Annotated in this window: 25 protein-coding genes; 20 read left to right on the forward strand and 5 right to left on the reverse strand. The window is 60.8% G+C overall.

Annotated features, from left to right (window positions below):
* Window positions 1-420: 420 nt before the first annotated feature.
* Window positions 421-1080: an NADPH-dependent FMN reductase gene (locus KHO33_RS01405; RefSeq protein ID WP_054035960.1), complete on the reverse strand. Its 660-nt coding sequence runs from the start codon at window positions 1078-1080 to the stop codon at window positions 421-423.
* A gap of 473 nt (window positions 1081-1553) precedes the next feature.
* Between KHO33_RS01405 and KHO33_RS01410 the strand changes: the two genes are divergently transcribed.
* The 3 genes from KHO33_RS01410 to KHO33_RS01420 all read left to right on the forward strand — a co-directional run bounded on the left by KHO33_RS01410 (window position 1554) and on the right by KHO33_RS01420 (window position 3467).
* Window positions 1554-2234 (forward strand): J domain-containing protein, encoded by a 681-nt coding sequence (locus tag KHO33_RS01410; RefSeq protein WP_200561916.1) that lies wholly within the window; start codon window positions 1554-1556, stop codon window positions 2232-2234.
* Window positions 2235-2532: 298 nt separating this feature from the next.
* Window positions 2533-2733, forward strand: coding sequence for a hypothetical protein (locus tag KHO33_RS01415; protein ID WP_200561915.1), 201 nt, complete (start codon window positions 2533-2535; stop codon window positions 2731-2733).
* 212 nt (window positions 2734-2945) lie between these two features.
* Complete coding sequence (locus KHO33_RS01420; protein ID WP_200561914.1) at window positions 2946-3467, forward strand: arsenate reductase/protein-tyrosine-phosphatase family protein; 522 nt, start codon at window positions 2946-2948, stop codon at window positions 3465-3467.
* A 79-nt stretch (window positions 3468-3546) separates the two neighbouring features.
* Here the strand turns inward: KHO33_RS01420 and KHO33_RS01425 are convergent, their stop codons facing one another.
* Entirely contained in the window at window positions 3547-3873 is a 327-nt protein-coding gene (locus KHO33_RS01425; RefSeq protein WP_093636065.1) for an H-NS histone family protein, read from the reverse strand.
* A gap of 385 nt (window positions 3874-4258) precedes the next feature.
* A complete protein-coding gene (locus KHO33_RS01430) occupies window positions 4259-4450 on the reverse strand; it encodes a hypothetical protein (RefSeq protein WP_200561913.1) in 192 nt (63 codons plus the stop codon).
* 210 nt (window positions 4451-4660) lie between these two features.
* On the opposite strand from KHO33_RS01430, the gene KHO33_RS01435 reads away from it, so the two are divergent.
* From KHO33_RS01435 to KHO33_RS01460, 6 genes are all read left to right on the forward strand, one after another.
* Window positions 4661-4969, forward strand: a complete 309-nt coding sequence (locus KHO33_RS01435; protein WP_054035965.1) for a hypothetical protein — start codon at window positions 4661-4663, stop codon at window positions 4967-4969.
* A 311-nt stretch (window positions 4970-5280) separates the two neighbouring features.
* Window positions 5281-6528 (forward strand): MFS transporter, encoded by a 1248-nt coding sequence (locus tag KHO33_RS01440; protein ID WP_200561912.1) that lies wholly within the window; start codon window positions 5281-5283, stop codon window positions 6526-6528.
* A gap of 171 nt (window positions 6529-6699) precedes the next feature.
* Entirely contained in the window at window positions 6700-7452 is a 753-nt protein-coding gene (locus KHO33_RS01445) for an SDR family NAD(P)-dependent oxidoreductase (protein WP_054035966.1), read from the forward strand.
* Between the two features lie 97 nt (window positions 7453-7549).
* On the forward strand, window positions 7550-8878 hold the full coding sequence (locus KHO33_RS01450; protein WP_054035968.1) for an MFS transporter: 1329 nt from the start codon (window positions 7550-7552) through the stop codon (window positions 8876-8878).
* A 49-nt stretch (window positions 8879-8927) separates the two neighbouring features.
* Window positions 8928-10106: an L-rhamnonate dehydratase gene (gene rhmD / locus KHO33_RS01455; protein ID WP_054035971.1), complete on the forward strand. Its 1179-nt coding sequence runs from the start codon at window positions 8928-8930 to the stop codon at window positions 10104-10106.
* Window positions 10107-10181: 75 nt separating this feature from the next.
* Window positions 10182-10964: an SDR family NAD(P)-dependent oxidoreductase gene (locus KHO33_RS01460; RefSeq protein WP_200561911.1), complete on the forward strand. Its 783-nt coding sequence runs from the start codon at window positions 10182-10184 to the stop codon at window positions 10962-10964.
* A 29-nt stretch (window positions 10965-10993) separates the two neighbouring features.
* On the opposite strand, the gene KHO33_RS01465 is transcribed toward KHO33_RS01460, so the two are convergent.
* On the reverse strand, window positions 10994-11992 hold the full coding sequence (locus tag KHO33_RS01465; protein WP_054035973.1) for a LysR family transcriptional regulator: 999 nt from the start codon (window positions 11990-11992) through the stop codon (window positions 10994-10996).
* Between the two features lie 140 nt (window positions 11993-12132).
* On the opposite strand from KHO33_RS01465, the gene rhaM reads away from it, so the two are divergent.
* The 7 genes from rhaM (at window position 12133) to KHO33_RS01500 (ending at window position 18781) form a co-directional block, all read left to right on the forward strand.
* Complete coding sequence (gene rhaM / locus KHO33_RS01470) at window positions 12133-12456, forward strand: L-rhamnose mutarotase (RefSeq protein ID WP_054035975.1); 324 nt, start codon at window positions 12133-12135, stop codon at window positions 12454-12456.
* Window positions 12457-12487: 31 nt separating this feature from the next.
* Window positions 12488-13381 (forward strand): amidohydrolase family protein, encoded by an 894-nt coding sequence (locus tag KHO33_RS01475; protein ID WP_054035977.1) that lies wholly within the window; start codon window positions 12488-12490, stop codon window positions 13379-13381.
* Window positions 13382-13434: 53 nt separating this feature from the next.
* Window positions 13435-14964 carry a sugar ABC transporter ATP-binding protein gene (locus tag KHO33_RS01480; RefSeq protein ID WP_200561910.1) on the forward strand — a complete coding sequence of 510 codons (1530 nt, stop codon included), beginning with the start codon at window positions 13435-13437 and terminating at the stop codon, window positions 14962-14964.
* Complete coding sequence (locus KHO33_RS01485; protein ID WP_200561909.1) at window positions 14961-16019, forward strand: ABC transporter permease; 1059 nt, start codon at window positions 14961-14963, stop codon at window positions 16017-16019. Before KHO33_RS01480 ends, KHO33_RS01485 begins: the two co-directional genes overlap by 4 nt.
* On the forward strand, window positions 16012-17028 hold the full coding sequence (locus tag KHO33_RS01490) for an ABC transporter permease (RefSeq protein WP_200561908.1): 1017 nt from the start codon (window positions 16012-16014) through the stop codon (window positions 17026-17028). Before KHO33_RS01485 ends, KHO33_RS01490 begins: the two co-directional genes overlap by 8 nt.
* 94 nt (window positions 17029-17122) lie before the next feature.
* Window positions 17123-18130: a rhamnose ABC transporter substrate-binding protein gene (gene rhaS, locus KHO33_RS01495; RefSeq protein ID WP_054035983.1), complete on the forward strand. Its 1008-nt coding sequence runs from the start codon at window positions 17123-17125 to the stop codon at window positions 18128-18130.
* A 291-nt stretch (window positions 18131-18421) separates the two neighbouring features.
* Window positions 18422-18781, forward strand: coding sequence for a host attachment protein (locus tag KHO33_RS01500; protein WP_234475510.1), 360 nt, complete (start codon window positions 18422-18424; stop codon window positions 18779-18781).
* A gap of 72 nt (window positions 18782-18853) precedes the next feature.
* Here KHO33_RS01500 and KHO33_RS01505 read toward each other — a convergent pair whose 3' ends face one another.
* Window positions 18854-19168 carry a DUF6566 family protein gene (locus KHO33_RS01505; RefSeq protein ID WP_054035985.1) on the reverse strand — a complete coding sequence of 105 codons (315 nt, stop codon included), beginning with the start codon at window positions 19166-19168 and terminating at the stop codon, window positions 18854-18856.
* 253 nt (window positions 19169-19421) lie between these two features.
* On the opposite strand from KHO33_RS01505, the gene KHO33_RS01510 reads away from it, so the two are divergent.
* From KHO33_RS01510 to KHO33_RS01525, 4 genes are all read left to right on the forward strand, one after another.
* Complete coding sequence (locus tag KHO33_RS01510) at window positions 19422-19673, forward strand: hypothetical protein (protein WP_200561907.1); 252 nt, start codon at window positions 19422-19424, stop codon at window positions 19671-19673.
* Window positions 19674-19701: 28 nt separating this feature from the next.
* Window positions 19702-19902 (forward strand): hypothetical protein, encoded by a 201-nt coding sequence (locus KHO33_RS01515; RefSeq protein WP_054035989.1) that lies wholly within the window; start codon window positions 19702-19704, stop codon window positions 19900-19902.
* A gap of 98 nt (window positions 19903-20000) precedes the next feature.
* The gene (locus KHO33_RS01520; RefSeq protein WP_200561906.1) at window positions 20001-20381 is read left to right on the forward strand and encodes a TraR/DksA family transcriptional regulator; all 381 of its coding nucleotides are present in this window, start codon (window positions 20001-20003) and stop codon (window positions 20379-20381) included.
* 287 nt (window positions 20382-20668) lie between these two features.
* Window positions 20669-23458 carry an ATP-dependent Clp protease ATP-binding subunit gene (locus KHO33_RS01525; protein ID WP_200561905.1) on the forward strand — a complete coding sequence of 930 codons (2790 nt, stop codon included), beginning with the start codon at window positions 20669-20671 and terminating at the stop codon, window positions 23456-23458.
* Window positions 23459-23484 lie beyond the last annotated feature (26 nt).

Here is a 23484-nt window from a genome sequence, read left to right on the forward strand (position 1 = left end):
CCCTGTGCGTCAGGCAACCGGTGGTGAGCGGGCAGGATCAAGCGTAGGCCGCGCCGCGCAGCGGGTGAACCAATCTTTCGTCGTAAGCAAATCAGCGAGGTTCGGGAACGGTCTTCAGGAGACCGGATCGGACCATAGTCGCAGCGCTCGAACACACTATCCGGCGTTGTGGGAGCGCGGTCTGTTGTGTGGCGCACGGTTTGGGCGAGCGGAAACGCGAGCACTTTCGAACGCGCACGGCGCGGCTTGTCGGCCTTAAAACGATGTTTGGGGGATGTCGCGGTTGGCGGGGCGAGGGGGCAAGCACACGCATGCGTCGAATGGTTCGTCGAGGCAGCGTAATGACCGTCGCTCTAGTGCAAACGCGATTGCGTCGAGGACCCCCTACGCGTGGGCCCTCGCCGTCGTACGTAAAAGGCGTTAAACCGCGTGCAGCAACCGGGCGGGCTGTGCTTCCTTGACGGCATTACCGAGCGGCGCGGCCGTCGGCGTGCGATGCGCGTTGAACGCGAGGGCGAATTGCGCGGCCTGCTGGCCGACCGTGGCGAGCTGATCGACCACCTTGGCGTCTGAACAGCTGTCGACGGTGTCGAAGCGCGTTTCCAGCGTGTTGATCCCGGCGCCGAACGGGGTCGGCCAGCCGCGCAACGCGTGGACGATCGAGCGCAGCGACGTCAGCACCGAGCCGGCAGCCTGCCAGCCATAAGCGGTGACGATACAGCCGACCGCGCGGCCATCCAGATACGGCCGTTCGTCGGCGCGCAGCTCTTCGAGCGTGTCGAGTGCGTTCTTGACGAGGCCGGAGACGCCGCCGTGATAGCCGGGCGTCGCGATGATCAGCGCGTCCGCATGGCGCACGGCTTCGATCAGCTCGAGCTGTTCGGCGGTGCGTTGAGGGTTTTCCGGAGCGTAGTGGGGCAGGCTATGCAGGAAGGTGCCGCCGAACAGGCGGGTATTGGCGCCCGCGGCTTCCGCGCCACGCAGCGCAAAGCCGAGCGCGCGCTCGGTCGACGACGCCGCGCGTGTCGTGCCGCCGATGCCGATCACGAGCGGCCGGCGATGATGGTCGAAACTGGTCAACGAAATGCTCCTTCGGTAGCGGCTCACGGGACGCTGGCGCGGGGCTGCGCGTAGACGAACCGGGGCGAACCGGACTTTGAAGTGTCATCTTAATGACCGCCGCGAGCCGGGCGAAGCGACTTTTTGTTCTAACGATATAACCGCGCGGGGTTATCGGCGGCTCAGTGGGCCGTCCGGCGGATGCTTCGAAGCCGTTTTCGATCCACATGCGCCGCCCTATGCAATGAAGTTGAGGCCGCCCCGGATAAGCATATGGCGAACCATTGTTTGGGGGCGCGATGACACGCGGTTATGATCGAGTCGTCTCCTCCATGACATCTCCTTGACATGGGACTCGGCCTCGCTACGCAAATGGCGAGGCCTTTTTTTCGTCTGGACTTTCACTGGCGCCAGCGCTTGCCGCTTCACGATAAAGCCGTTTTTTGCATGCTACGATGGTCCGCAACGCGAATCACGGCGAGGTCGAACAAGCAATGGCAACCCTGTATGACACGCTTGGTGTGCACGCGCACGCCACGGACGAAGAAATCAAGCGGGCTTATCGCAAGGCCGCGATGAAATGGCATCCGGACCGCAACAATGGCGCCGAAGAAGTTGCGCGCGCCACCTTCCAGGAAATCAAGGACGCATACGCGATTCTCTCGGACGCCGCGCAGCGCAAGGTGTATGACGCGGTCTATGCCGAGCAGATGCGCGGCTGGGAAACGCAGCGCGCCCGCCAGCAAAAAGCGCAGGCCGAACGTGAGGCGGCGGTACGTGCCGCGGACGAAGCGGCCTACGCGGAGATGGTGTCGCTCGCCATGCGTTTCGCCGACGACGGCCACAATCGCGATGTGTTGTTCGGCGTGCTGCTAGGACGTCGATGCGAGGCACAGCGGGCCGCGCAGATCGCCGACAGCGTGTCGGCCTTGCAGGCGGCGCGGCGCGAGGCGGAGAGGGCGGCGGCTGCCGCCGAGGCGGCAGCAAAAACGGTAGACGTCCCCGACGTTTCGGCCAAAGCGGAGGCAACAACGGTGAACGACGATGCCGCCAATCGTGACGCACCAGGTAAGTCCGCCAACTCGGGCAAACGAGAAGAAAATGCCAGCGATGCTCATCCGGCCGGCGTACTGGGTGGACTCTGGTTCCAGTTCCTGAACGGCTTGCGGTTTTGAACAGACGGTTCTGGCCGATAGACCCCAGACGTAGGCCGAATTGATATGGGGAGCGGCCTTCGGCGTTGGGATATCCGCTTCTAGAATCAAAGACATGTCCGTGACATGTGTCGTTCGAGCGTCGACGTGAAGCGACGGCTCTTCATTGCCACGCAAGCGGGTGGCGGACGCATCAGCAGGTCGGGCACAGGTTGTACGTGTGCCCGCTGCTCCTCCCCTTGTCGCCGACTCTACTCCCCCCGCGAAAGACCCGCTTCGCTTGACCTCCACGTTGCAGATTCCGAGAGGCACGACGGCCATGGTTACCTTTATTTTTGTCGTTGCGGTGGCAGCGTTTATCCCGTACGTCGCGGCGCCGGGCATTGCGAACGGCGTCAAGGCGATCAGCGCGCAGCCTGCGGCGATGTTGTTCGAAACGTCACCGGCGACGTCTGACGGCACAAGCGACGCCGCGAACCGGATCGTGTCAGAGAAGCGCGACAGCGGTGCTTCCGTTTGAGGAGAGGTCGGCGCGCGGTTGTCGGCATAATGAAAGATTCGACCTTGCGCTGCTACACTTCGTCGTCAATGCAGCGCGCGATACCCGTGGGTTGACCGTCCTGGTACAAATTCTTGTAGCGCAACAAATTACGTCATCGTAGTGTCACGGGGACGCAAGACTAGGCCGGCAGAATTGCGCATAGAGAGAGATAAAAAAAACTCGGGGTGAGTGTGACCAGAAAATACAAGGTGCTGTTTCTCTGTCGCGAGAATTCAGCACGCAGCATCATTGCCGAAGCTTTACTGCGCGAGCTGGCTGGATACCGGTTCGAAGCGTTCAGCGCGGGGCCGGAGCCGGCCACGCGCGTTCATCCCATTGCGATCGCGCAATTGCGCCCCGGTATCTCGGACCTCGGCGTGCTCTGCCCGAAAAGCTGGCTGGAATTCACCGGCGAATGGGCGCCGCGCATGGACCTCGTCATCGCCATGGACGCGTGCGTCGCCGGGCATCATGCGCCGGGCTTTCCGGGAGAACCTGCGTTGTGTAGCTGGATCTTTGCCGATCCGCTTGCCGATGGCATGCTCGAGCCGGAGCGCGTCCGTTCGTTTGAAAAGGTGTTCTGGCAAATCGTCCGGCAAGTCAGCGCGTTTATCGAATTGCCGCAGTACGCGGCGGCGCCGGCTCGCACCAGCGACGCGTCGTGTGCATCGATGAGCGACACAACGAGGCCCGCCATTCAGTGCAACGTGTGAACGGCCCCGGCGCGTCAGCCAGTACGGGGTGATGCCTCGGGGTTATGCCGTTGCTCTGGCGGTGTGGCGATCAGACGGCTTAGCGGTTGTTCGGGCGCGCAAGCGGACTTCCCGCGAACGGGTCGTTTAGCCAATCCACCTGTTTTTTCGGCTGCGGGGCGGGTGCCGGCGTGGCCGATAATTCGAAGTGGTCGATTGATTGACCAGCGCTAATTGCCTGTTTAAGCCATTGGGGCATTTCACCCTGGCCGTCCCAGCTATCTCCCGTTGCGCTGCGGTAGCGTTCAGCTTTTTGCCCCTTCGGTTCGGCCGCCAGCACGGCGGCGAGGTCTTCTGGTTTGATACCAAACTCTTCCATGCGGTGGCGGAGATACGCAATCATGCTATCTCGCTTCCTTTCGTCCATAAGATATTCGTCCTTCTAAAGCGTCCGGCGTTCTGTCAGTTACAGATTGCAAGGGGAAGCCGCGAAAGCATCGAGCCCATGTATATGGGGTCCGCTCGCGGTCAGGTTATTGATCGAAGGAAATTCCAGTGGCTGCGTCAAAGAACGTCGCCCCATACATTGCGGTACAGCATATGTCCAACAAGGCTGGCTATAAGGCTGACTGTGCCAATCAGTGAATATTCAAGCGCTCCGCCGCGCGGCAGGTACGGCTGGGTAAGCCCTACGGCCGCAATGGAAAAAACGGTGATGACAATGCAATGATTGCGAACAGTCGGCCTCAAGTCCACGCTCCGTCTCTCGCCGGTGCCTCGCGCGGGGCCGATTTTTGTGCGTTATGCCAGCATCATAACGCACTGTTCGGGTAACGCACGCGCCTGCCGACCTGATTTTGTTGTTGCATGCCGCCAATCGTGCGGCGGCTGGTGCCGCCATGGCCGTCCGCACCGCCGGGATTGAAATCCTGAGTGGCCGAGCTATAACGAAACAGCGGAGCAACAATCTGCGTTTCCAGCCTGGTGGCGACCGTTTCCGGCAAGCCGTGCGCGCACGCCCGACATCGGTTTCAGGTCTGGCAACTATTTACTCATTTAGTTCGGTGACTCGCCGCAGCAGTCCCGCATAGGCATTCGCCCGTTTGTCAGTTCGGCAGTGAGTTAGTTCGATTTCATGACACGACGTTTTTTCGCGGATCAATTCTTTTTTGAAGGGGATAAGCGCTGCTGCGCCGGATTCGAGGAGTCTGGACATGAAACTACGTTTATTGATGGCGTTGGCAAGCGCCGCTCTGTTTCTGGCGCCGAGCACAGCCGGCGCACTGGATAGCCAGCAGGGCCAGGCCGTATCAGGCCAGGCGCTCATGCAGAACGCAAACGAATCAGCGCAAGCCACCACCGACATGTCGTTTGGTGACACTGCGCGGACCGTGATGCCGGCCGGGCAAGCGGTGCAGAGCGTCTCCTATGGCGGAGTGGCTGCAGGCGCGACGGAAGTGGGAGGCCGGCAGGAGCGGCCGTGCGCTTCCGGGCCGCAATGCAGGATCTATTTTGGCCAGTAGCAGGCCGGCAGTTCAGGAGGCGGTGGGGCAGCAGAACGCACCGCTTCCGATTCCATCCACTTCCATCCCCGTATGGCACCCTGATCGGAATACCCACACGCCCGAGTGCAATTTTACGGAGTCGTCAGCGGGCGATTTAATACGATGTTAAGGTGTGTTCCATTCAGGTTTTCACCCGCTGTCTTTTCCGATCGCAATCATAAGCAGGCCAATACCGCCTGCTTTTTTATTCATGAATTGCCGTCTGCGATTTGATTAGTCCGGTGACTGCTCCAATCCCACCCGTTGTTTAGTTACTCGCAAACAATACTATGTTGATGGAAGATAATCTGCCGGCGAGCGTTGCCTCGCCGGACGATGGGACTTCGTCGTCCCTGCGTTCCTGGCTCGCCGTCGTGGCCGTTGCAATTGGCGCGTTCGCATTCGTGACCACGGAGTTTTTACCTGTCGGGCTGCTGCCGCGTATAGCGGCGGATCTGGGTGTGCTGCCTGGCACCGCGGGGCTGATGGTCACCGTGCCGGGCGTGATTGCCGCCATCTCGGCGCCCGGTTTGATGCTGGTGGCCGGACGCATGGATCGCCGGCGCGTGTTTCTGTTGCTCACGGCCTTGCTGCTGGCGTCGAATCTGATTTCCGCCTTCGCGCCCAATTTCCTGATCATGCTGGTCGGACGCGCGTTGCTCGGCGCAGCGCTGGGCGGCTTCTGGACCCTGGCGACGGCGGCATCGGGGCGTCTCGTGCAGCCGAAAGATTCGGCCAAAGCGATGGCGACGATCCTGACCGGCGTGACCTGCGCGACCGTGATCGGTGTGCCGCTCGGCACATTCATCGCCAGCTTCGCGTCGTGGCGTGCGTCGTTTATGGCAACCGGCGTGCTTGTCGCGATCGCGCTCGTGGCGCAGTTTGTTTTCGTGCCGTCGTTGCCGTCGAGCACTGCATTGCGGCTGCGCGATCTGGTGGCGCTGCTGCGCCGACCGCATCCGCGTAGAAGCATGCTGATGGTGGCGCTCGTATTTGGCGCGCACTTCTCCTCGTACACGTACATCACGCCGTTCCTGCTGCATAACGCGAGTTTTTCGATGTCGGCGATTACGTGGCTGCTGCTCGGCTTCGGCATTATTGGCTTCTTCTCGAACTTCGCCGTTTCGTCGACGGTGACGCATAACCTGAAAGTGTCTCTGGGTGTGATGGTTTCTCTGCTCATGTTCGCGCTGCTGGCAATGCCGTTGCTGGAGCAATCGCCGATTGGAGTCGCGGCGCTCGTGCTCGCGTGGGGTGTTTCGTTCGGCGCGCTGCCGCTGTGTTTAAGCATCTGGATTCAGCGCGCCACGCCGGACTCGCCGGAAGCGGGTTCAGCGCTGTTTGTCAGCATCATTCAGGTTGCCATCGCGCTGGGATCGCTCATCGGCGGCGTGGTGGTCGACCATGTCGGTATTTCCGCGGACTTTCTCTTTGGCAGCGGCCTGGCGTTGCTGGGCCTCGCGGCGCTCGCGAGTTTCGGACGAAGCAAGCAGGAAGTGCCCGCGAAAGCCATGGCGTGTCCGGCGTGTACTGACTAGCCGATAAGCGTCGAGCGTAAGGATCAACCGATCCGTTTTTGTTATCGACCCCTCCAATACACGGATTGTTAGCGCATCGCACCGCTCGTATATTTGCTGGACGTAAGCACAGACAGCAGAAATACAACAACTGAACGGCAGGCCTCCCGGGCCTGCTACAGGAGCGCAGCGATGAATCGAATCGATCTGGAGGGGCGTGTTGTCGCCATTACCGGCGGCGCACGCGGCATTGGCTACGCAGTGGCTCAACGGGCGTTGAACTCGGGCGCGTCGGTTGCGCTATGGGACATCGACGCCGAGCGCCTCGCGCGCAGCGAGCGCGAACTCAGCGAACTGGGCAAAGTCACCGCCGTCACGGTCGAACTCACCCAGGAAGCGTCAGTGGTTCAGGCGGTGGCGCAAACGGTCGCCGCCCATGGTGCAATCGATGTGCTGATCAACTGCGCCGGCATCACCGGCGGCAACGGCACGACGTGGGAGCTGGACCCCGAGGTCTGGCGCCGCGTGATCGACGTGAATCTGATCGGCCCGTATCTCACCTGCCGCGCGGTCGTGCCGCAGATGCTCAAGCAGGGCTACGGCCGGATCGTCAATATCGCTTCGGTGGCCGGCAAGGAGGGCAACCCGAACGCCTCGCACTACAGCGCCTCCAAAGCCGGGCTCATCGGCTTGACCAAATCCCTCGGCAAAGAACTCGCGACGAAGAACATTCTCGTCAACGCGGTCACGCCCGCAGCGGCCAAAACCGAGATCTTCGATTCGATGTCGCAGCAGCATATCGACTACATGCTCTCGAAGATTCCAATGAACCGCTTCCTGTTGCCGGAAGAAGCGGCGTCGCTGATTCTCTGGCTCTCTTCCGAAGACTGCGCGTTCAGCACCGGCTCGGTATTCGACCTGTCCGGTGGTCGCGCCACTTATTGAGTCGTCATAGCGTCGCCTAAGCCGTAGCAGTGGCCGTTGCAGTACAAAAGGTAGAAAAACGCAGAGCGCGACCCGCATGCTCTGCGAAGGAGACGACATGAATCCGCATTCGCCCGCTTCACTGGAGGCGATCAACAGCAAGGTCATGCGCCGGCTGTTGCCGTTTCTGTTGCTGATGTACGTGCTGGCGTTTCTCGATCGGGCCAATATCGGCTTCGCACAGAAAGCGTTGCAGCACGATACGGGCTTGTCCAATGCGGCTTTTGCCTTCGGCGCGGGCGTGTTCTTCGTCGGTTATGCATTGTTCGAAGTACCGAGCAATCTTCTGCTGCATAAGGTCGGCGCGCGCGCGTGGATGTGCCGGATCATGGTGACCTGGGGGCTCGTCTCGGCGGCGATGTGTCTTGCGCATACGCCGACTGCTTTCTACTCGCTGCGTTTTCTGCTTGGCGTCGCCGAAGCGGGTTTCTTCCCCGGCGTGATCTATTACCTGACGCATTGGTTTCCGCAAGCCGCGCGAGCTCGCGCGGTGGGCGTGTTTTATTTCGGCGCGCCGCTGGCGTTCATCTTCGGCAGTCCGTTGTCGGGTTCCTTGCTCGAGCTGCATGGCGCGATGGGTTTGGCCGGCTGGCAGTGGCTGTTTCTGATCGAGGGGACGATGGCCTCGGTGGTCGGCGTGTGGGCGTTCTGGTATCTCGACAACCGCCCTGAAGATGCCCGTTGGCTCGATGCGCAGGAGCGCACCACCTTGCGCCGCGCGCTCGACGACGATGCGCTCGCCGCATCGGCGCATGGGCCGCGTCATATTCTTGCGGCACTGGTGGACCGCCGCGTGCTGTTGCTCTCGGCGATCTATCTGCTGATTCAGATGAGCGTCTACGGCGTGATCTTCTATTTGCCGCAGCAGGTGGCGGCATTGCTCGGCACGACGGTCGGTTTGCGCGTGGGCCTCGTCGGTGCACTGCCATGGCTGTGTGCGTTGGCCGTGACGTGGTACGTGCCGCGTCGAGCGGATCGTACGGGTGGACACCGGCGCTGGGCAGTTGCGCTGCTGGTGCTCGCGGGTCTCGGCATCGGCGCCTCGGGGCTCGCTCATAACCCGTCGATCGGCCTGATCGCGCTGTGCTGCGCAGCCAGCGGCTTCATCGCGGCGCAACCGCTGTTCTGGACATTTCCGACGCGACATCTCACGGGTGCTGCGGCGGCGGGCGGGATCGCGCTGATCAATTCGCTCGGCGGCCTCGGCGGATTCATTGCACCGAGCTTGCGCACCGCGGCAGAGCGGGCGTTTTCGTCGACCTCGGCGGGGCTGATCGTATTGGGCGCGTCGAGTCTGCTGGCGGCACTCTTGATCGGCACGTTGTTGCGTCGTGACGGCGCCGAGTCAAGCTGGTCTTTCCAACACTTATTGCACCGCGCCCGCTAGGCGCATTTTCTGGCTGCACGTTCGACGCACCCATAACGGAGCCCTTTTCATGGCCATGCCTACTATCCGGCACGTGCGTGCCTTCATCGTCCGCGGTGGCGGTGCGGACTATCACGATCAACCTGACGGACACTGGATCGACGATCACATTTCCACGCCGATGGCGCGTTATCCGGAGTATCGCCAGAGCCGCCAGTCGTTCGGCATCAATGTGCTCGGCACCTTGGTGGTCGAGATCGAAGCGAGCGATGGCACGGTCGGTTTTGCGGTGACGACGGGCGGTGAGATCGGCGCGTTCATCGTCGAAAAACATCTCGCACGTTTTCTGGAGGGCCAGCTTGTCACCGACATCGAGAAGATGTGGGATCAGATGTATTTCTCGACGCTGTACTACGGCCGCAAAGGCGTGGTGTTGAACACGATCTCGGGCGTCGATCTCGCGTTGTGGGATTTGCTTGCGAAGGTGCGCAAGGAGCCGGTGTACCAACTATTGGGCGGCCCGGTGCGCGACGAACTCGTGTTCTACGCAACTGGCGCGCGTCCGGACCTCGCGAAGGAGATGGGATTCATCGGCGGCAAATTGCCGTTGCAGCACGGTCCTGCTGAAGGCGAAGCGGGCCTCAAGAAGAATCTGGAGAAGCTCGCCGAGATGCGCAGTCGCGTTGGCGATGACTTCTGGCTGATGTACGACTGCTGGATGAGCCTCGACGTACCTTATGCAACGCGGCTCGCGCAGGCGGCGCACGAGTACGGTCTTAAATGGATCGAAGAGTGTCTGCCGCCGGACGACTACTGGGGTTACGCCGAACTGCGCCGCAACGTGCCGCGCGGCATGATGGTGTCGACCGGCGAGCACGAAGCGACGCGTTGGGGTTTTCGCATGCTGCTGGAGATGCAGTGCTGCGATCTGATTCAGCCGGATGTGGGCTGGTGCGGCGGCATCACCGAACTCATCAAGATCTCTGCGCTCGCCGACGCCCACAATGTGATGGTGGTGCCGCACGGTTCATCGGTGTATAGCTATCACTTCGTCGTCACGCGGCACAACTCACCGTTCGCCGAGTTTCTGATGATGGCGCCGAAGGCGGATGAAGTCGTGCCGATGTTCACGCCGCTGCTGCTCGATGAACCGGTCCCCGTGAATGGGCGGATGAAAGTGCCGGACACACCGGGCTTTGGTGTACGGCTCAATCCGGAGTGCGCGCTGGTGCGGCCTTATCCGCGTTGAATGCTTATTGACGATGGGTTGGACCAGGTTTCAACCCGCAAGACATCTTATCGATCCAGCCAACAGGAGAATGACGTGTTGCTCAAGGACAAGGTCGTGATCGTTACCGGCGGCTCGCGTGGCATCGGCCGCGCGATAGCCGTTGCGTGCGCAACCGAAGGGGCGGATGTGGCGATCAACTACTGGGGCGATAACGACGCATCGTATGGGCGCCGTTCGGCCGTCGCGGAAGTGGTCGGCGAAATTGAAGCCTTGGGGCGGCGCGTGATCGCGATCGAAGGGAATGTCGCTTTACGCGAAACAGGTCAGGAACTCGTCCGCCGCACCGTCGAAGCCTTCGGCAAAGTCGATGTGCTCGCTAGCAATGCCGGCATCTGTCCGTTTCACGCGTTTCTCGACATGCCGCCTGAGATATTGGAGTCGACAGTAGCAGTCAATCTTAACGGTGCGTTTTACGTCACACAGGCCGCCGCGCAGCAGATGAAAGCGCAGGGTACGGGCGGCGCGATCGTGGCGACGAGTTCGATCAGCGCGCTGGTGGGCGGTAGCATGCAAACGCACTACACGCCGACCAAGGCCGGTGTGCATTCGCTGATGCAGTCATGCGCGGTGGCGTTGGGACCGTACGGCATTCGCTGCAATTCGGTGATGCCCGGCACAATCGCGACCGACCTGAACGCGGAAGATCTCGCCGACGAAGCCAAAAAAGCCTACTTCGAAAAGCGTATTCCGCTGGGCCGACTGGGCCGCCCGGAGGACGTCGCCGATTGCGTGGTATTCCTTGCCTCCGACCGCGCCCGTTACGTGACAGGCGCCGCGCTGCTGGTGGACGGCGGCCTGTTCGTCAACTTGCAGTAACGGGCGATGCCGATTTCACGATGGTGACTTTAACTAGCCGGAGCGGATACGATCACAGGCTCCGCCGCATTCCCGGTGGAATCATCGCGGGCGAGCTTGCGCGAGAAACCGCGCAGCAAATCGATAAAGCGCAGCGCGGGCTCGGCGAGGGCTTCTTCCTTGCGCGTGAGAATGCCGAAGCCGGAGAGGCTCTTGCCGATCTCGAGCGGCAGCGCGACCAGCAGCTTGCCGCGCACATGATCGCGCACTACCGACTCGGGCAGCATGGCCACAGCGTCGTAGTTCTCGAGCAATTGCAGCGTGGCGAAGATCGACGCGCACTCGGTCAGGTTGACGGGCGTTGCAAGACCTGCACGCGCGAGTTCCTCTTCGAACAGCACGCGCGCCGGACTGGTAACAGGTTGCGCGACCCACGGCCAGTCGATCAGCTCCCGCAACGTGATGCGCGAGCGCTGCGCCAGTGGATGTACCGAACGCACCACCAGCAGCAAAGTCTCGCGTGCGAGCGGCTCGAAACTGAAATCGTTGTGCTGCAGCGGACTGGTCAGGCGTCCAAGCGCCAGATCGACTTCGCGGCGATGCAGCAATTGCACGACCTGGTCGCTGGTTTCGCCCAGAATGCGCACGTTCAGCAGCGGGCTTTCGGTTTTCAGGGCGGCGACTGCCATGGCCAGCAGATCGGGCGCGGCGCCCATGATCGCGCCGACGGTCAGCTGTCCATGTCCGCCACGGCGTTTGACGTCGAGATCTTCGGCAAATCGGGTCAACTCGGCGAGTGCGCGCCGCGCATACGCCAGCGTGACCACGCCGAGCGGTGTGGGCGTCATGCCGCGCGCATTGCGCTCGAACAGCAGGAAGCCGAACGCTTCCTCGATGTCGCCGAGCATGCGGCTCGCGCTGGGTTGCGCGACGTTGATGGCCTCGGCGGCCTGGTGGAGATTGCGCGTGTCGTCGAGCGCGACGAGCAGCGCCAGATGCTTGAACTTGAGCCGATTGACGAGTGCGATGGCAGCTGAGTGTTGGCTCATGGTTGCGGGTGCGATTCGGTTTGTGGATCGCCCAATCCCAACAACGGATTGAGATGCTATCGACGCAGGAATTATAGTCGTACCAGACGCTTCTACGCTTCTCAGGGAAAGCGCCCGGATACGACGGGAGACAGGCCGCAATGGAAACAATCGCTTTCCGGATGGTGCTCAACCCCGGCATGCGCGAGGAATACGAACGACGTCATGCGCAAATCTGGCCTGAACTGGTTGATGCATTGCACAACGCCGGGGTGCGCGACTATCGGATCTTCTTCGACGCAGACTCGCATCACCTGTTCGCCATTCTGACGCGCAGCACGAATCACACTATGAACGCGCTGCCGCAACTCGACGTAATGCGCAAATGGTGGGATTACATGGCCGACATCATGCAGACGGCCCCTGACCATACGCCGCTTCAGCAACCGCTGGAGCCGGTCTTTCATCTGAATTCGCTTAGCTGACTGTGCTTGCCCAATGGGCGGAGGGTGTCGCATGCAGGTTGTCGATTCGCATATCCATCTGTGGGATCTGAAGACGCATCGCTATCCGTGGCTGGAAAACCCGGGCGTGTCGTTCGTGGGGGACGCGCGCGACCTGAAGCACGACTACCTGCTCGACGATCTGCTCGGCGAGGCGGGTGATATCGAGGTGCTGAAACTGGTGCATGTGGAAGCGAATCACGATCCTGCCGATCCGGTCGAGGAAACCCGCTGGTTGCAGTCCATTGCGGATCGTCCGGCGTCGCACGGCATGCCGGATGCGATTGTCGCGGCCGTGGATCTGTCCGCGGCGAACGCACCCGAACTGCTCGAGGCGCACGCGGCGTTTGCCAACACGCGTGGCATCAGGCAGATCCTGAATGTGCACGAGAACAAGTTGTTCGATTACGTGGGCCGTCATTTCATGCGCGAGTCGAAGTGGCGCGAACATTTCGCCTTGCTGCGCCGTTACGACATGTCATTCGATCTGCAACTGTATCCGTCGCAGATGGAGGAGGCGGCTGCATTGGCGCGCGCGCATGCCGATACGATTTTTATCGTCAACCATGCGGGCATGTTCGTGGATCGCAGCAGCGTCGCCGGTTATCGTGCGTGGCGTGAAGGTATGCGGACGCTCGCAGGTTGCAGGAATGTCGCTGTGAAGATCAGCGGACTCGCCATGTTCGATCATCAATGGAGCGTCGAGAGCCTGCGCCCTTATGTGCTCGAAACGATCGATACGTTCGGCGCCGAGCGCGCGATGTTCGCGTCGAACTTTCCGGTCGATCGCTTGTTCGGCTCTTACCAGAATTTGTGGCACGCGTACGCGTCGATCGTCGATGGCGCGAGCGATGCTGAAAAAGAAGCGCTGTTTTGCCGTAACGCGGAGCGTTTTTATCGTATCTGACGTACCCGCCGCGTCTGACGCATTCCCAAAAGCAAAAGAGAAGGAGACACGTAGTGAAGCAATCCCCATCCGCTGTGCCCAGACTCGAACTACGGCACGCAAGCAAATCATTCGGCCGGGTCCGTGCGTTGTCCGACGGCGATCTCGCGTTGTGGCCGGGCGAAGTGCATGCATTGCTCGGCGAAAATGGCGCGGGCAAATCGACGGTCGTGAAGATTCTCGCGGGTGTGCATCAGCCGGATACCGGTGAACTGCTAGTCGACGGCGTGGCGCGCCGCTTCGCCACGCCTGCCGAAGCGCGCGACGCGGGCCTCGCCGTGATCTATCAGGAGCCGACGCTGTTCTTCGATCTCTCGATCGCGGAGAACATCTTCATGGGGCGGCAGCCGGTCGACCGGATCGGCCGCATTCAGTACGACGCCATGCGCCGCGAAGTGGATGGTTTGCTGGCCTCGCTCGGGGTCGATCTGCGCGCGGATCAACTGGTGCGTGGGCTCTCGATTGCCGATCAGCAGGTGATCGAAATTGCGAAGGCGTTGTCGTTGAACGCGAACGTGCTGATCATGGACGAGCCGACCGCCGCCTTGTCGCTGCCCGAAGTGGAGCGCCTCTTTGCAATCGTGCGCAAGCTGCGTGAGCGTGACGTGGCGATTCTGTTCATCACGCACCGGCTCGACGAAGTGTTCACATTGACGCAACGCGTGACGATCATGCGCGACGGCGCGAAAGTATTCGACGGACTCACTGCCGATCTCACCACTGAATCCATCGTCGCAAAGATGGTAGGCCGTGATCTGGAAACCTTCTATCCGAAGGCCGACCGGCCACCGGGCGAAGTGCGATTGTCAGTGCGTGGACTCACGCGCATCGGTGTCTTCAAGGATATTTCCTTCGACGTCCGCGCGGGCGAAATCGTCGCGCTGGCGGGGCTCGTCGGCGCGGGCCGCAGCGAAGTGGCACGCGCGATCTTCGGCATCGATCCCCTCGATTCGGGCGAAATTTCGATTGGGGGCAAACGTCTCGCCGCCGGCAGTCCGGCCGCCGCGGTGCGTGCCGGCCTCGCGCTGGTCCCGGAGGACCGTCGTCAGCAAGGGCTGGCACTGGAATTGAGCATTGCGCGCAATGCCTCGATGACGGTGCTCGGGCGGCTGGTCAAACACGGCCTGATTTCCACGCGAAGCGAAACGCAATTGGCCAATCAGTGGGGCACGCGTTTGCGCCTCAAAGCGGGCGACCCGAATGCGCCGGTCGGCACGCTGTCCGGCGGCAATCAGCAGAAAGTCGTGCTGGGCAAGTGGCTCGCCACGAATCCAAAGGTCCTGATCATCGACGAACCCACGCGCGGCATCGACGTCGGCGCCAAGGCCGAGGTGTATGGCGCGCTCGCGGAACTGGTGCGCGACGGCATGGCCGTGCTGATGATTTCGAGTGAACTGCCGGAAGTACTCGGCATGGCCGATCGCGTACTGGTCATGCACGAGGGACGTATCAGCGCGGACATAGCGCGCGCCGAAGCCGACGAAGAACGCATCATGGGCGCGGCGCTTGGCCAACCGATTCCACCGTTGGGGAACGCCGCATGATGCGCCATTCGACGACCCATCCCGCGCCGGTTCAGGCGTCCGCTCCCAAGCGCACTGGCAGCGCGCCGGGTGGCTTCATCGCGGGCATTGCGAAGAGCCGCGAAACGACGCTTTTTGTCGTGCTGATTCTGTTGATCGTGGGCACGGGGCTCGCGAAACCGCAGTTTCTGAATCTGCAGAATCTGCGCGACGTGCTCCTCAATGTGTCGATCATCAGCTTGCTGACGGCCGGCATGACCGTGGTCATCCTGATGCGGCATATCGATCTGTCGGTGGGGTCGACGGTCGGCATCAGCGCGTATGCGGTCGGCAGCCTGTACGTTGCGTTTCCACATATGCCGGTGATCGTCGCGTTGCTGGCCGGACTGGCAATCGGTCTGGTGGCGGGCAGTATCAATGCATTGCTCGTGGCCGTGGGGCGCGTGCCGTCGCTGGTAGCAACACTCTCCACGCTCTACATCTTTCGCGGCGCGGATTATGCATGGGTGCACGGCGGCCAGATCAACGCAACCAGTTTGCCCGATGCGTTTTCCCGCCTCGCTACCGGCACTTTCTTCGGCATACCGACGCTCGCGCTGATCGCGATTGTCGTGCTGGCCGGTCTGGCTGTCTATCTGAAGCAGTTTCGCGGCGGACGCGAACACTATGCCATCGGCTCGAATCCGGAGGCGGCGCGGCTTGCCGGCGTGAACGTCGAACGTCGGGTGATGGCGGGTTTTCTGCTGTCCGGCGCGATCGCCGGTTTCGCAGGCGCGTTGTGGCTTGCGCGCTTTGGCACCGTCGATGCAAGCACCGCAAAGGGTATCGAATTGCAGGTCGTTGCCGCCGCCGTGGTGGGCAGCGTGGCGATCACCGGTGGAGTGGGCACCATTCTTGGCGCCACGCTCGGCGCGCTCGTGCTGGGTGTGATCAGCATCGCGCTCGTCGTGCTGCACGTCTCGCCATTCTGGGAGCAGGCGATTCAGGGCGCGCTGATCGTCGCCGCGATTACCGCCGATACTTTGCTGGCCCGCTCCGTCGCCAAACGCATGATGAGGAAACGCGATCATGGCTAAACCCGATTCCGCGCTGCTCACGCGCAAACACGAAACACCGTTGCAATGGGAAGTGTTGCTGGTCATCGTGCTGGCCCTGTCGCTCGTGCTCGGGCGCTTGTTGTCGCCGGTGTTTCTCACCGGCGCGAATGTCAGCAACATCCTCGCCGATCTGACTGAGATCGCGTTGATGGCGCTGCCCATGACGCTGATTATCGTCGCCGCGGAAATCGACCTGTCGGTGGCGTCGGTGCTGGGCGCCTCCAGTGCGCTGATGGGCGTGCTGTGGCATATGGGCCTGCCGATGCCGGTCGTGATCGTGCTGGTATTGATTGCCGGTGCGCTGGCGGGCTTGCTGAACGGCCTTGTGATCGTCAAGCTCAATCTGCCTTCGCTCGCGGTCACCATCGGCACGCTGGCGCTGTTTCGTGGCCTCGCGTATGTGCTGCTCGGCGATCAGGCGGTCGCGGATTTCCCCGCAGCTTATACGGCGTTCGGCATGGATACGGTCGGCTCGACTTTCATTCCGCTGCCTTTTGCGATCGTGATCGTCGGCGCGGTGTTATTTACCGTGCTGCTGCAATCCACGGCGTTCGGCCGCAGCCTCTACGCAATCGGGGCGAATCCGACCGCGGCGGCTTTCTCCGGTATCGAAGTCGCGAAGATCAGGTTGCGTCTATTCGTGCTGTCCGGCGCAATGAGCGCGCTGGCCGGCGTCGTCTACACGCTGCGCTTCACCAGCGCACGCGGCGATAACGGCGAAGGTTTCGAATTGTCCGTGATCGCGGCGGTGCTGTTCGGCGGTGTGAGTATTTTCGGTGGACGCGGCTCGATGTTCGGCGTCCTGCTCTCGCTGCTGATTATCGGTGTGCTGAAAAACGCGCTGACGCTCGACGATGTGTCGAGCGAAACGCTCACGATCGTCACCGGCGTGCTGCTGCTGGCATCGGTGCTGATTCCCAATCTGGTTGCGCGCTGGCGTGCGGCGCGTGACCGGCGTTTCATCGCGAAGTCCGCTTCTTCTTTATAACGTTCTCTTATAACCGGCTCCACAAGAAATACCTAATACCAAATACCGACAACCCGGACAGCATGCCGTCCAACAACAAAGCAGGAGACACCTCATGTTCAATCCTCTACGTCACACCGGCAAGACCGCGCTTTGCATTGCGCTAGTCGCGATCAGTTGTGCCGCGTCCGCAGCGGGCCTGAAAAGTGGTCTGAAGATTGCCTTCGTGCCGAAGCAGATCAACAACCCCTATGAAGTGATTGCCGACGACGGCGGCATGGCCGCGATCAAGGAATTCAACGGGGTGGGCAAGGTCGTGGGACCGTCGGATGCGGGCGCATCGTCGCAAGTGCAATACATCAACACGCTAATTACGCAGCGGCAGGACGCAATCGTGATCGCGGCCAACGACGCGAACGCGGTCGTGCCGTATCTGAAGAAAGCGATGTCGCAAGGCATCAAGGTCGTGACCTTCGATTCGGACACGGCGCCTGAAGGCCGTCAGCTTTTCGTCAACCAGGCGAACGCCGAGGGTATCGGGCGGGGCCAGATCCAACTGGTCGCGAAACTGATGGGCGGCGAGGGCGAGTTTGCCGTGCTGTCGGCCACGCCGAACGCGACGAATCAGAATACGTGGATCAAGTGGATGCAGGAGGAGTTGAAGAAACCCGAGTACTCGAAGATCAAGCTCGTGAAGATCGCGTACGGTAACGACGACGACCAGAAGTCATTCGTCGAAACGCAAGGCTTGCTGCAGGCGTATCCGAATCTGAAGGCGATCGTCGCGCCGACCACGGTGGGCATTGCGGCGGCGGCGCGTTATATCTCGTCGTCGTCGAGCAAGGGTAAGGTACAGGTGACCGGCTTGGGCACGCCGAATCAGATGCGTGCGTTCGTGAAGAATGGAACCGTCAAGGCGTTCCAGTTGTGGGATCCGAATCAGCTCGGCTATCTGGCGGCTTATGCGGCGGCGGCGCTGTCCTCGGGGACGATTGCCGGCAAGGAAGGCGAATCGTTTGATGCCGGCAAGCTCGGCAAGCGCACGATCGGACCGCAAGGCGAAATCATTCTTGGACCGCCGACCACGTTCGACTCAAGCAATATCGACAACTTCAATTTCTAACTAGTAAGCCAGAGACCCGCAATTCGGGTATGGGATATGCGTGCCTCCCGGCCAAACCGGAAGCCGCTGCGGATACGCACGGGAGGCGTCGTCGTGAACTTTAAGACCTATACTATGAATCGGTAAATCGACCATGGGCGCGGTGGCTCCGAACTGCTATCGTGAGTGAACGCCGTTCGGACCACGGATGATTATTGACGCAGCAGTTGGCGGTCGCGGTTTTCGGTGAGGACGGAGGTGAGCAGTCAGAACGGATGCCGTAGACGCAGATAAATCCCTGCTTAGAGGTGCATGATGATCGGAATGACGTGGCTTGTTGTGGCTGACGGAGGCCGTGCGCGTGTTTTCCAGACGCCCGGGCTCACACTCGACTTGCATGAAAAAGAAAGTCTCATCAACACTGAATATACCGGCACGATGCTGACGGAAAAGGATCGCGAGAAATTCGCGAAGCGCGTTGCCGCGTATCTGGAGGCAGGGCGGCTCCATCAACTCTACAATCGGCTAAGACTTGCCATCGAGCCGAAGTTTCTCGGCATGGTCAAAGCGGATCTCAGCGAGGAAACCCGTCGATTGATATTCGAGCAAACCAGCGAGGATCTGTCGACGCTCAATGCCCGGGAAATCGAGGCACACCTGCGGCGACACTGAACGGCCTTCACACACTTAACCCTGCGAGGCCACGGATCGTGGCCTCGCAGGGTTTCTGTGTTGACGTGTTATCTACACGCTGGTTTCCGAGCTACCCGATTCTTCGGCATCACGGAACCAGGTTTCCGCATGAGAGCGCTCGGCAACCCAGGAGCGCGACGGCGGCGTGTTGAACTCGCGATCGATAAACCGGCATCCCCATTCGACCCCGTCTCTTGCTGCCTCTTCTTCGGTTAGCCACTCGGGTTGAACGGTCATGGGACGAATATCGACGACTGTTCGGGTGCCGTGACTCACACTCACACTTGCGATCCAGGCGCCGAGCTTGTTGCGCTCAGGGCGCACGGCGATTTCGAATTCGCCGTAAGAAACAGTGCGTGTTGGCATCGTTCTCTCCTTTGCAGCGGTCATGATCGATATCCGCCCGCAACGCGGCGTGAGGGCTTCTCTTCTAGCGTCATCATGCCGCAACTCCAGCAGTCCGACACGCGGATTATTGAGGTTAAGTGATAAACCGGTAGGTGTATTTCACCAATATCTAGCATCGGAGAAACCTATGTTCACATGAACATGACTTGCTCATAGACTTTGGGTACAAAGGAATGGTGAGGCTCAAACTTTTCGGTTGACGGGAGGTTTCATGGCACAGAATGAATTTTCATACCGGCGGTTCCAGATCGCCGCAACGATTTCACCTCTGCAGGGTAATCGGGGGATCGTCACAGTCGATGTCACGACCTCGGATCAGGCGCGCATTGCCGATCTGGGAACGGCGCGCTTTCTCCATGTGGAACGATGGGTTGAAAGAAATGAGCCCGCCTTCCTTCAGGTCGTTGTGGACGAATGCAAAGTCGCTATCGACCACTATGCGGACAACGTCGACGATAGTTGATTCTCCGTATTTCGCATGAGGTGCTGCCATGCAGCAGGAATTCGATTTCTACATCAACCTGAAGAAGCCGACACTCGGTCTCTATGTGCGCACGGGAGCGGGCCTCCCCGACCTCGTCGACACAAGTGACTGGCAACTCAATGGACACGTGTGGCAAAGCGAGCTGACGCCAGACATTCTGAAGGGGCTTGAGGCGAACGGCCATGCGTTTCAGGAGTTGGGTGCCTGATCGCGACATAGCACTTTGATCTCTACAAATTAGTACTATTCTTGCCTTAGGCTGGCTGAAAGCGCGCTGTCGCCTGATATAGGGCGAGGGAGAGAACCATGTCGGAGCAGCAGGGTACGTTGAGTGACGAGTTCATCGCGCAGCAGCGCAAGCGCCTCCTCGCGTTACGCCAGGAACTGTTGGGTGGAGAGGAGAATACGATCGCGGACGAGCGAACGGACGAGGAACAGCACGGCGACGAAGCGCACGAGTTCGAGGACGAGGCGCAGAGCATGGCGCAAAACGAGGTCAACCAGGCGCTGCACGACGTGAACGACCAGCGCATCATCGATATCGAGCGAGCGCTGCAGAAGATCGACGAGGGGACTTACGGCCTCTCCGATGAGAGTGGTGACCCGATACCAAAAGCCCGGCTCGAAGTCGCCCCGGAAGCGATCCTGACTGTTGAAGAGCAGAGCCGTCGCGAGACCGGCAAATGAGGGCGTCCAACGCCGCTGTGATGTCAGAAAACGCCGTGATGCGGTCCTGAAGCCGGGCCGCGAAATCCTGTTCCATGAGGTGCCGCTGGCAGATTGCGCCAATGCCTATCATCGGAAAAACCAATGTTCCATTCTTCACAAGCCCCTCATAGAATCCAATGACGGATTCAGGGGTTCGTTATGCTAATCAACATGTTGTCGAAGCCCGTCAAGCCTTCGCAACTCATGTGACCGCGCCCCATAACCTTTTACGTAGCCGGATGCCTTAACCGAAAAGGTGACTCCCGATGCCAGCTCTCTGCGAAATCTGTAATGCCCGTCCCGCTGTCGCCCGTGTAACCGTTGTGCAAAACGGCGAGCGGAAGTCCTTATCGATCTGCGACTACGACTATCGGCAATTGATGCGACATCAAAGCATGCAGAACCCATTCGATTCACTGCTGGGAGGCGGAGGCCTGTCGCGCTTTTTCGGCGGCATGGAGGGCGGGGACGAGGAAGATGATGCTGGATACGCCGAAGTGCCGCGTGAATCGGTCGACGCCACCGATGCTTTCAGCGAGCAGACGCTCGAATTGTTACAGCGCGCCGCGGAAAAAGCACACGAGCTTGGCCGTAACGAGCTCGACACAGAACACTTGCTGTACGTGCTAGCGGACACCGATGTGTGCGCGGCATTGCTGAAGGAACTCAAGCTCTCCCCGCAGGACATCAAGGCTTACATCGATCAGCATGCGCAGAAGGGAAAGGGCGATCCTGACTCACCGGTCGACAAGATGACCATATCGCCTCGTTTGAAAAAGGCGTTCCAGTATGCGTTCCAGGCGTCGCGCGATCTCGGGCATTCATACGTCGGGCCGGAACATCTGCTCATTGGGCTTGCTGCCGTGCCGGACAGTATCGCGGGCACACTGCTGAAGAAATATGGCGTGACGCCGGAGGCGTTGCGACAGAAGGTCGTAAAAGTCGTGGGCAAAGGGGCGGAGGACGGTCGTGTCGACACGCCAACCGGCACGCCCAACCTTGACAAGTTCGGGCGCGACCTTACGGCCATGGCGCGTCAGGGCAAGCTCGACCCGGTGCTCGGCCGTGCGCAGGAAATCGAAAGCACGATCGAGGTGCTCGCGCGGCGCAAGAAGAACAACCCCGTGCTGATTGGCGAGCCAGGTGTTGGCAAGACGGCGATCGTCGAAGGGCTGGCGCAACGGATTATCAACGGCGACGTGCCTGAAGTGCTGCGCGGCAAGCGGCTTGTCGAAGTCAACATCAACTCGATGGTGGCAGGCGCGAAGTATCGCGGCGAATTCGAGGAGCGCGCCAAGCAACTGATCGATGAAGTCACAGCCAAGAAGGACGAACTGATTCTGTTCATCGACGAACTGCACACGATCGTGGGCGCGGGGCAAGGCGGGGGCGAGGGCGGCCTCGATATAGCGAACGTGCTCAAGCCTGCGCTTGCGCGCGGCGAACTCAGTCTGATCGGCGCAACGACACTCAACGAGTATCAGAAGTACATTGAAAAAGATGCGGCGCTCGAGCGGCGCTTCCAGCCGGTGTTAGTGCCGGAGCCGACGGTCGAGCAGACCATCGTCATCCTGCGTGGCCTGCGCGACAAGCTTGAAGCACACCACCAGGTGACGTTCGCCGACGATGCGTTCGTGGCGGCAGCCGAGCTGTCGGATCGCTACATTACATCGCGCTTTTTGCCTGACAAGGCCATCGATCTGATTGACCAGGCGGCAGCTCGCGTGCGCATCGGTGCGACCTCGCGTCCCGCAGCCATCCAGGAACTCGAAGCCGAAATCGCGCAGACGAAGCGCGAGCAGGATTATGCCTCCTCGCGCAAACGCTTCGATGAAGCGAAGGCATTCGAGGCAACTATCGGCGAAAAGCAGGCGAAACTCGACGAGCAGATGGAGGCATGGCAGCGCAAGACCGGCTCAGAGACGCTCGAAGTGACCGTGGAGTCAATCGCTGAAGTGGTGTCGCGTCTTACCGGCATTCCGGTCACGGAACTGACGCAGGAAGAGCGCCAGAAGCTGCTGGATATGGAAAAGAAGCTGCGCGAACGCGTGGTCGGCCAGGACGACGCGGTGATTGCCGTGAGCGACGCCGTGCGCCTGTCACGTGCCGGACTCGGCCAGACGAACCGGCCGATCGCGACGTTCCTGTTCCTCGGACCGACGGGCGTCGGCAAGACCGAACTTGCGAAGGCACTGGCAGAAACGGTGTTCGGCGACGAGCAGGCGGTTGTTCGTATCGACATGTCCGAGTACATGGAGCGTCACTCGGTCGCGCGGTTGATCGGGGCCCCTCCGGGCTACGTCGGGTACGACGAGGGCGGCCAGCTGACCGAGCGCGTGCGGCGGCGTCCTTACAGCGTGATCCTGCTTGATGAGATCGAGAAGGCGCACCCCGACGTGTACAACGTGCTGCTGCAGGTGTTCGACGACGGGCGGCTGACCGACGGCAAGGGCCGCGTGGTGGACTTCAGCAACACGATCATCATTGCGACGAGCAACCTCGGCGCATCGATCATCATGGACAACCTCGAAAAACCCGAGGGAGACCGCCAGGCCGAGAAAGCAATTCGCGAGGAATTGATGGGCGTGCTCAAGGGCCACTTCCGGCCCGAGTTCCTGAACCGGATCGACGAGATCATCGTCTTCCACGGGCTCTCGCGCGACAACATCCGCTCGATCGTGCAGATCCAACTCGAACGGGTCGTGCGCACTGCCGCTGCACAGGACATTACCCTCAAGATAGACGAATCGGTTGTCGATCACCTCGCCGATGCTGGTTACCGGCCGGAGTTCGGTGCACGCGAGTTGAAGCGCCAGATTCGCCAGGAACTGGAAACGCGGCTTGCGAAGGAGATGCTTGGCGACGTCCTGAAGTCGGGCGACACCGTCGATGTCAGTTACGACAAGGATAGCGGCAAAGTGAAGTTCAGCAAGAGCGAGGCGCCATCCACGCCCAAGGCAACGGGCGCGAAGGGTAGCAACGGACGTGCGAAGAAGAAACCGTCCAAAGAGGCCAGCAGCCCCGAGGAAACGGAAAGCGCTCACTCGAAGCAATGAGGTGCATAACCAGCTGGGAGCCACCG

This window comes from Paraburkholderia nemoris (assembly GCF_905221015.1).
GTDB classification, from domain to species: Bacteria; Pseudomonadota; Gammaproteobacteria; order Burkholderiales; family Burkholderiaceae; genus Paraburkholderia; species Paraburkholderia nemoris.

Excerpts from the sequence above, each read along its gene's own strand:
- KHO33_RS01410 (WP_200561916.1), top strand. The coding sequence starts at position 1,554 with ATGGCAACCCTGTATGACACGCTTGGTGTGCACGCGCACGCCACGGAC.
- KHO33_RS01415 (WP_200561915.1), top strand. The coding sequence starts at position 2,533 with ATGGTTACCTTTATTTTTGTCGTTGCGGTGGCAGCGTTTATCCCGTAC.
- KHO33_RS01425 (WP_093636065.1), bottom strand. The coding sequence starts at position 3,873 with ATGGACGAAAGGAAGCGAGATAGCATGATTGCGTATCTCCGCCACCGC.
- KHO33_RS01435 (WP_054035965.1), top strand. The coding sequence starts at position 4,661 with ATGAAACTACGTTTATTGATGGCGTTGGCAAGCGCCGCTCTGTTTCTG.
- KHO33_RS01440 (WP_200561912.1), top strand. The coding sequence starts at position 5,281 with ATGTTGATGGAAGATAATCTGCCGGCGAGCGTTGCCTCGCCGGACGAT.
- KHO33_RS01445 (WP_054035966.1), top strand. The coding sequence starts at position 6,700 with ATGAATCGAATCGATCTGGAGGGGCGTGTTGTCGCCATTACCGGCGGC.
- KHO33_RS01450 (WP_054035968.1), top strand. The coding sequence starts at position 7,550 with ATGAATCCGCATTCGCCCGCTTCACTGGAGGCGATCAACAGCAAGGTC.
- rhmD (WP_054035971.1), top strand. The coding sequence starts at position 8,928 with ATGGCCATGCCTACTATCCGGCACGTGCGTGCCTTCATCGTCCGCGGT.
- KHO33_RS01465 (WP_054035973.1), bottom strand. The coding sequence starts at position 11,992 with ATGAGCCAACACTCAGCTGCCATCGCACTCGTCAATCGGCTCAAGTTC.
- rhaM (WP_054035975.1), top strand. The coding sequence starts at position 12,133 with ATGGAAACAATCGCTTTCCGGATGGTGCTCAACCCCGGCATGCGCGAG.
- KHO33_RS01475 (WP_054035977.1), top strand. The coding sequence starts at position 12,488 with ATGCAGGTTGTCGATTCGCATATCCATCTGTGGGATCTGAAGACGCAT.
- KHO33_RS01485 (WP_200561909.1), top strand. The coding sequence starts at position 14,961 with ATGATGCGCCATTCGACGACCCATCCCGCGCCGGTTCAGGCGTCCGCT.
- KHO33_RS01490 (WP_200561908.1), top strand. The coding sequence starts at position 16,012 with ATGGCTAAACCCGATTCCGCGCTGCTCACGCGCAAACACGAAACACCG.
- rhaS (WP_054035983.1), top strand. The coding sequence starts at position 17,123 with ATGTTCAATCCTCTACGTCACACCGGCAAGACCGCGCTTTGCATTGCG.
- KHO33_RS01500 (WP_234475510.1), top strand. The coding sequence starts at position 18,422 with ATGATGATCGGAATGACGTGGCTTGTTGTGGCTGACGGAGGCCGTGCG.
- KHO33_RS01505 (WP_054035985.1), bottom strand. The coding sequence starts at position 19,168 with ATGCCAACACGCACTGTTTCTTACGGCGAATTCGAAATCGCCGTGCGC.
- KHO33_RS01510 (WP_200561907.1), top strand. The coding sequence starts at position 19,422 with ATGGCACAGAATGAATTTTCATACCGGCGGTTCCAGATCGCCGCAACG.
- KHO33_RS01515 (WP_054035989.1), top strand. The coding sequence starts at position 19,702 with ATGCAGCAGGAATTCGATTTCTACATCAACCTGAAGAAGCCGACACTC.
- KHO33_RS01520 (WP_200561906.1), top strand. The coding sequence starts at position 20,001 with ATGTCGGAGCAGCAGGGTACGTTGAGTGACGAGTTCATCGCGCAGCAG.
- KHO33_RS01525 (WP_200561905.1), top strand. The coding sequence starts at position 20,669 with ATGCCAGCTCTCTGCGAAATCTGTAATGCCCGTCCCGCTGTCGCCCGT.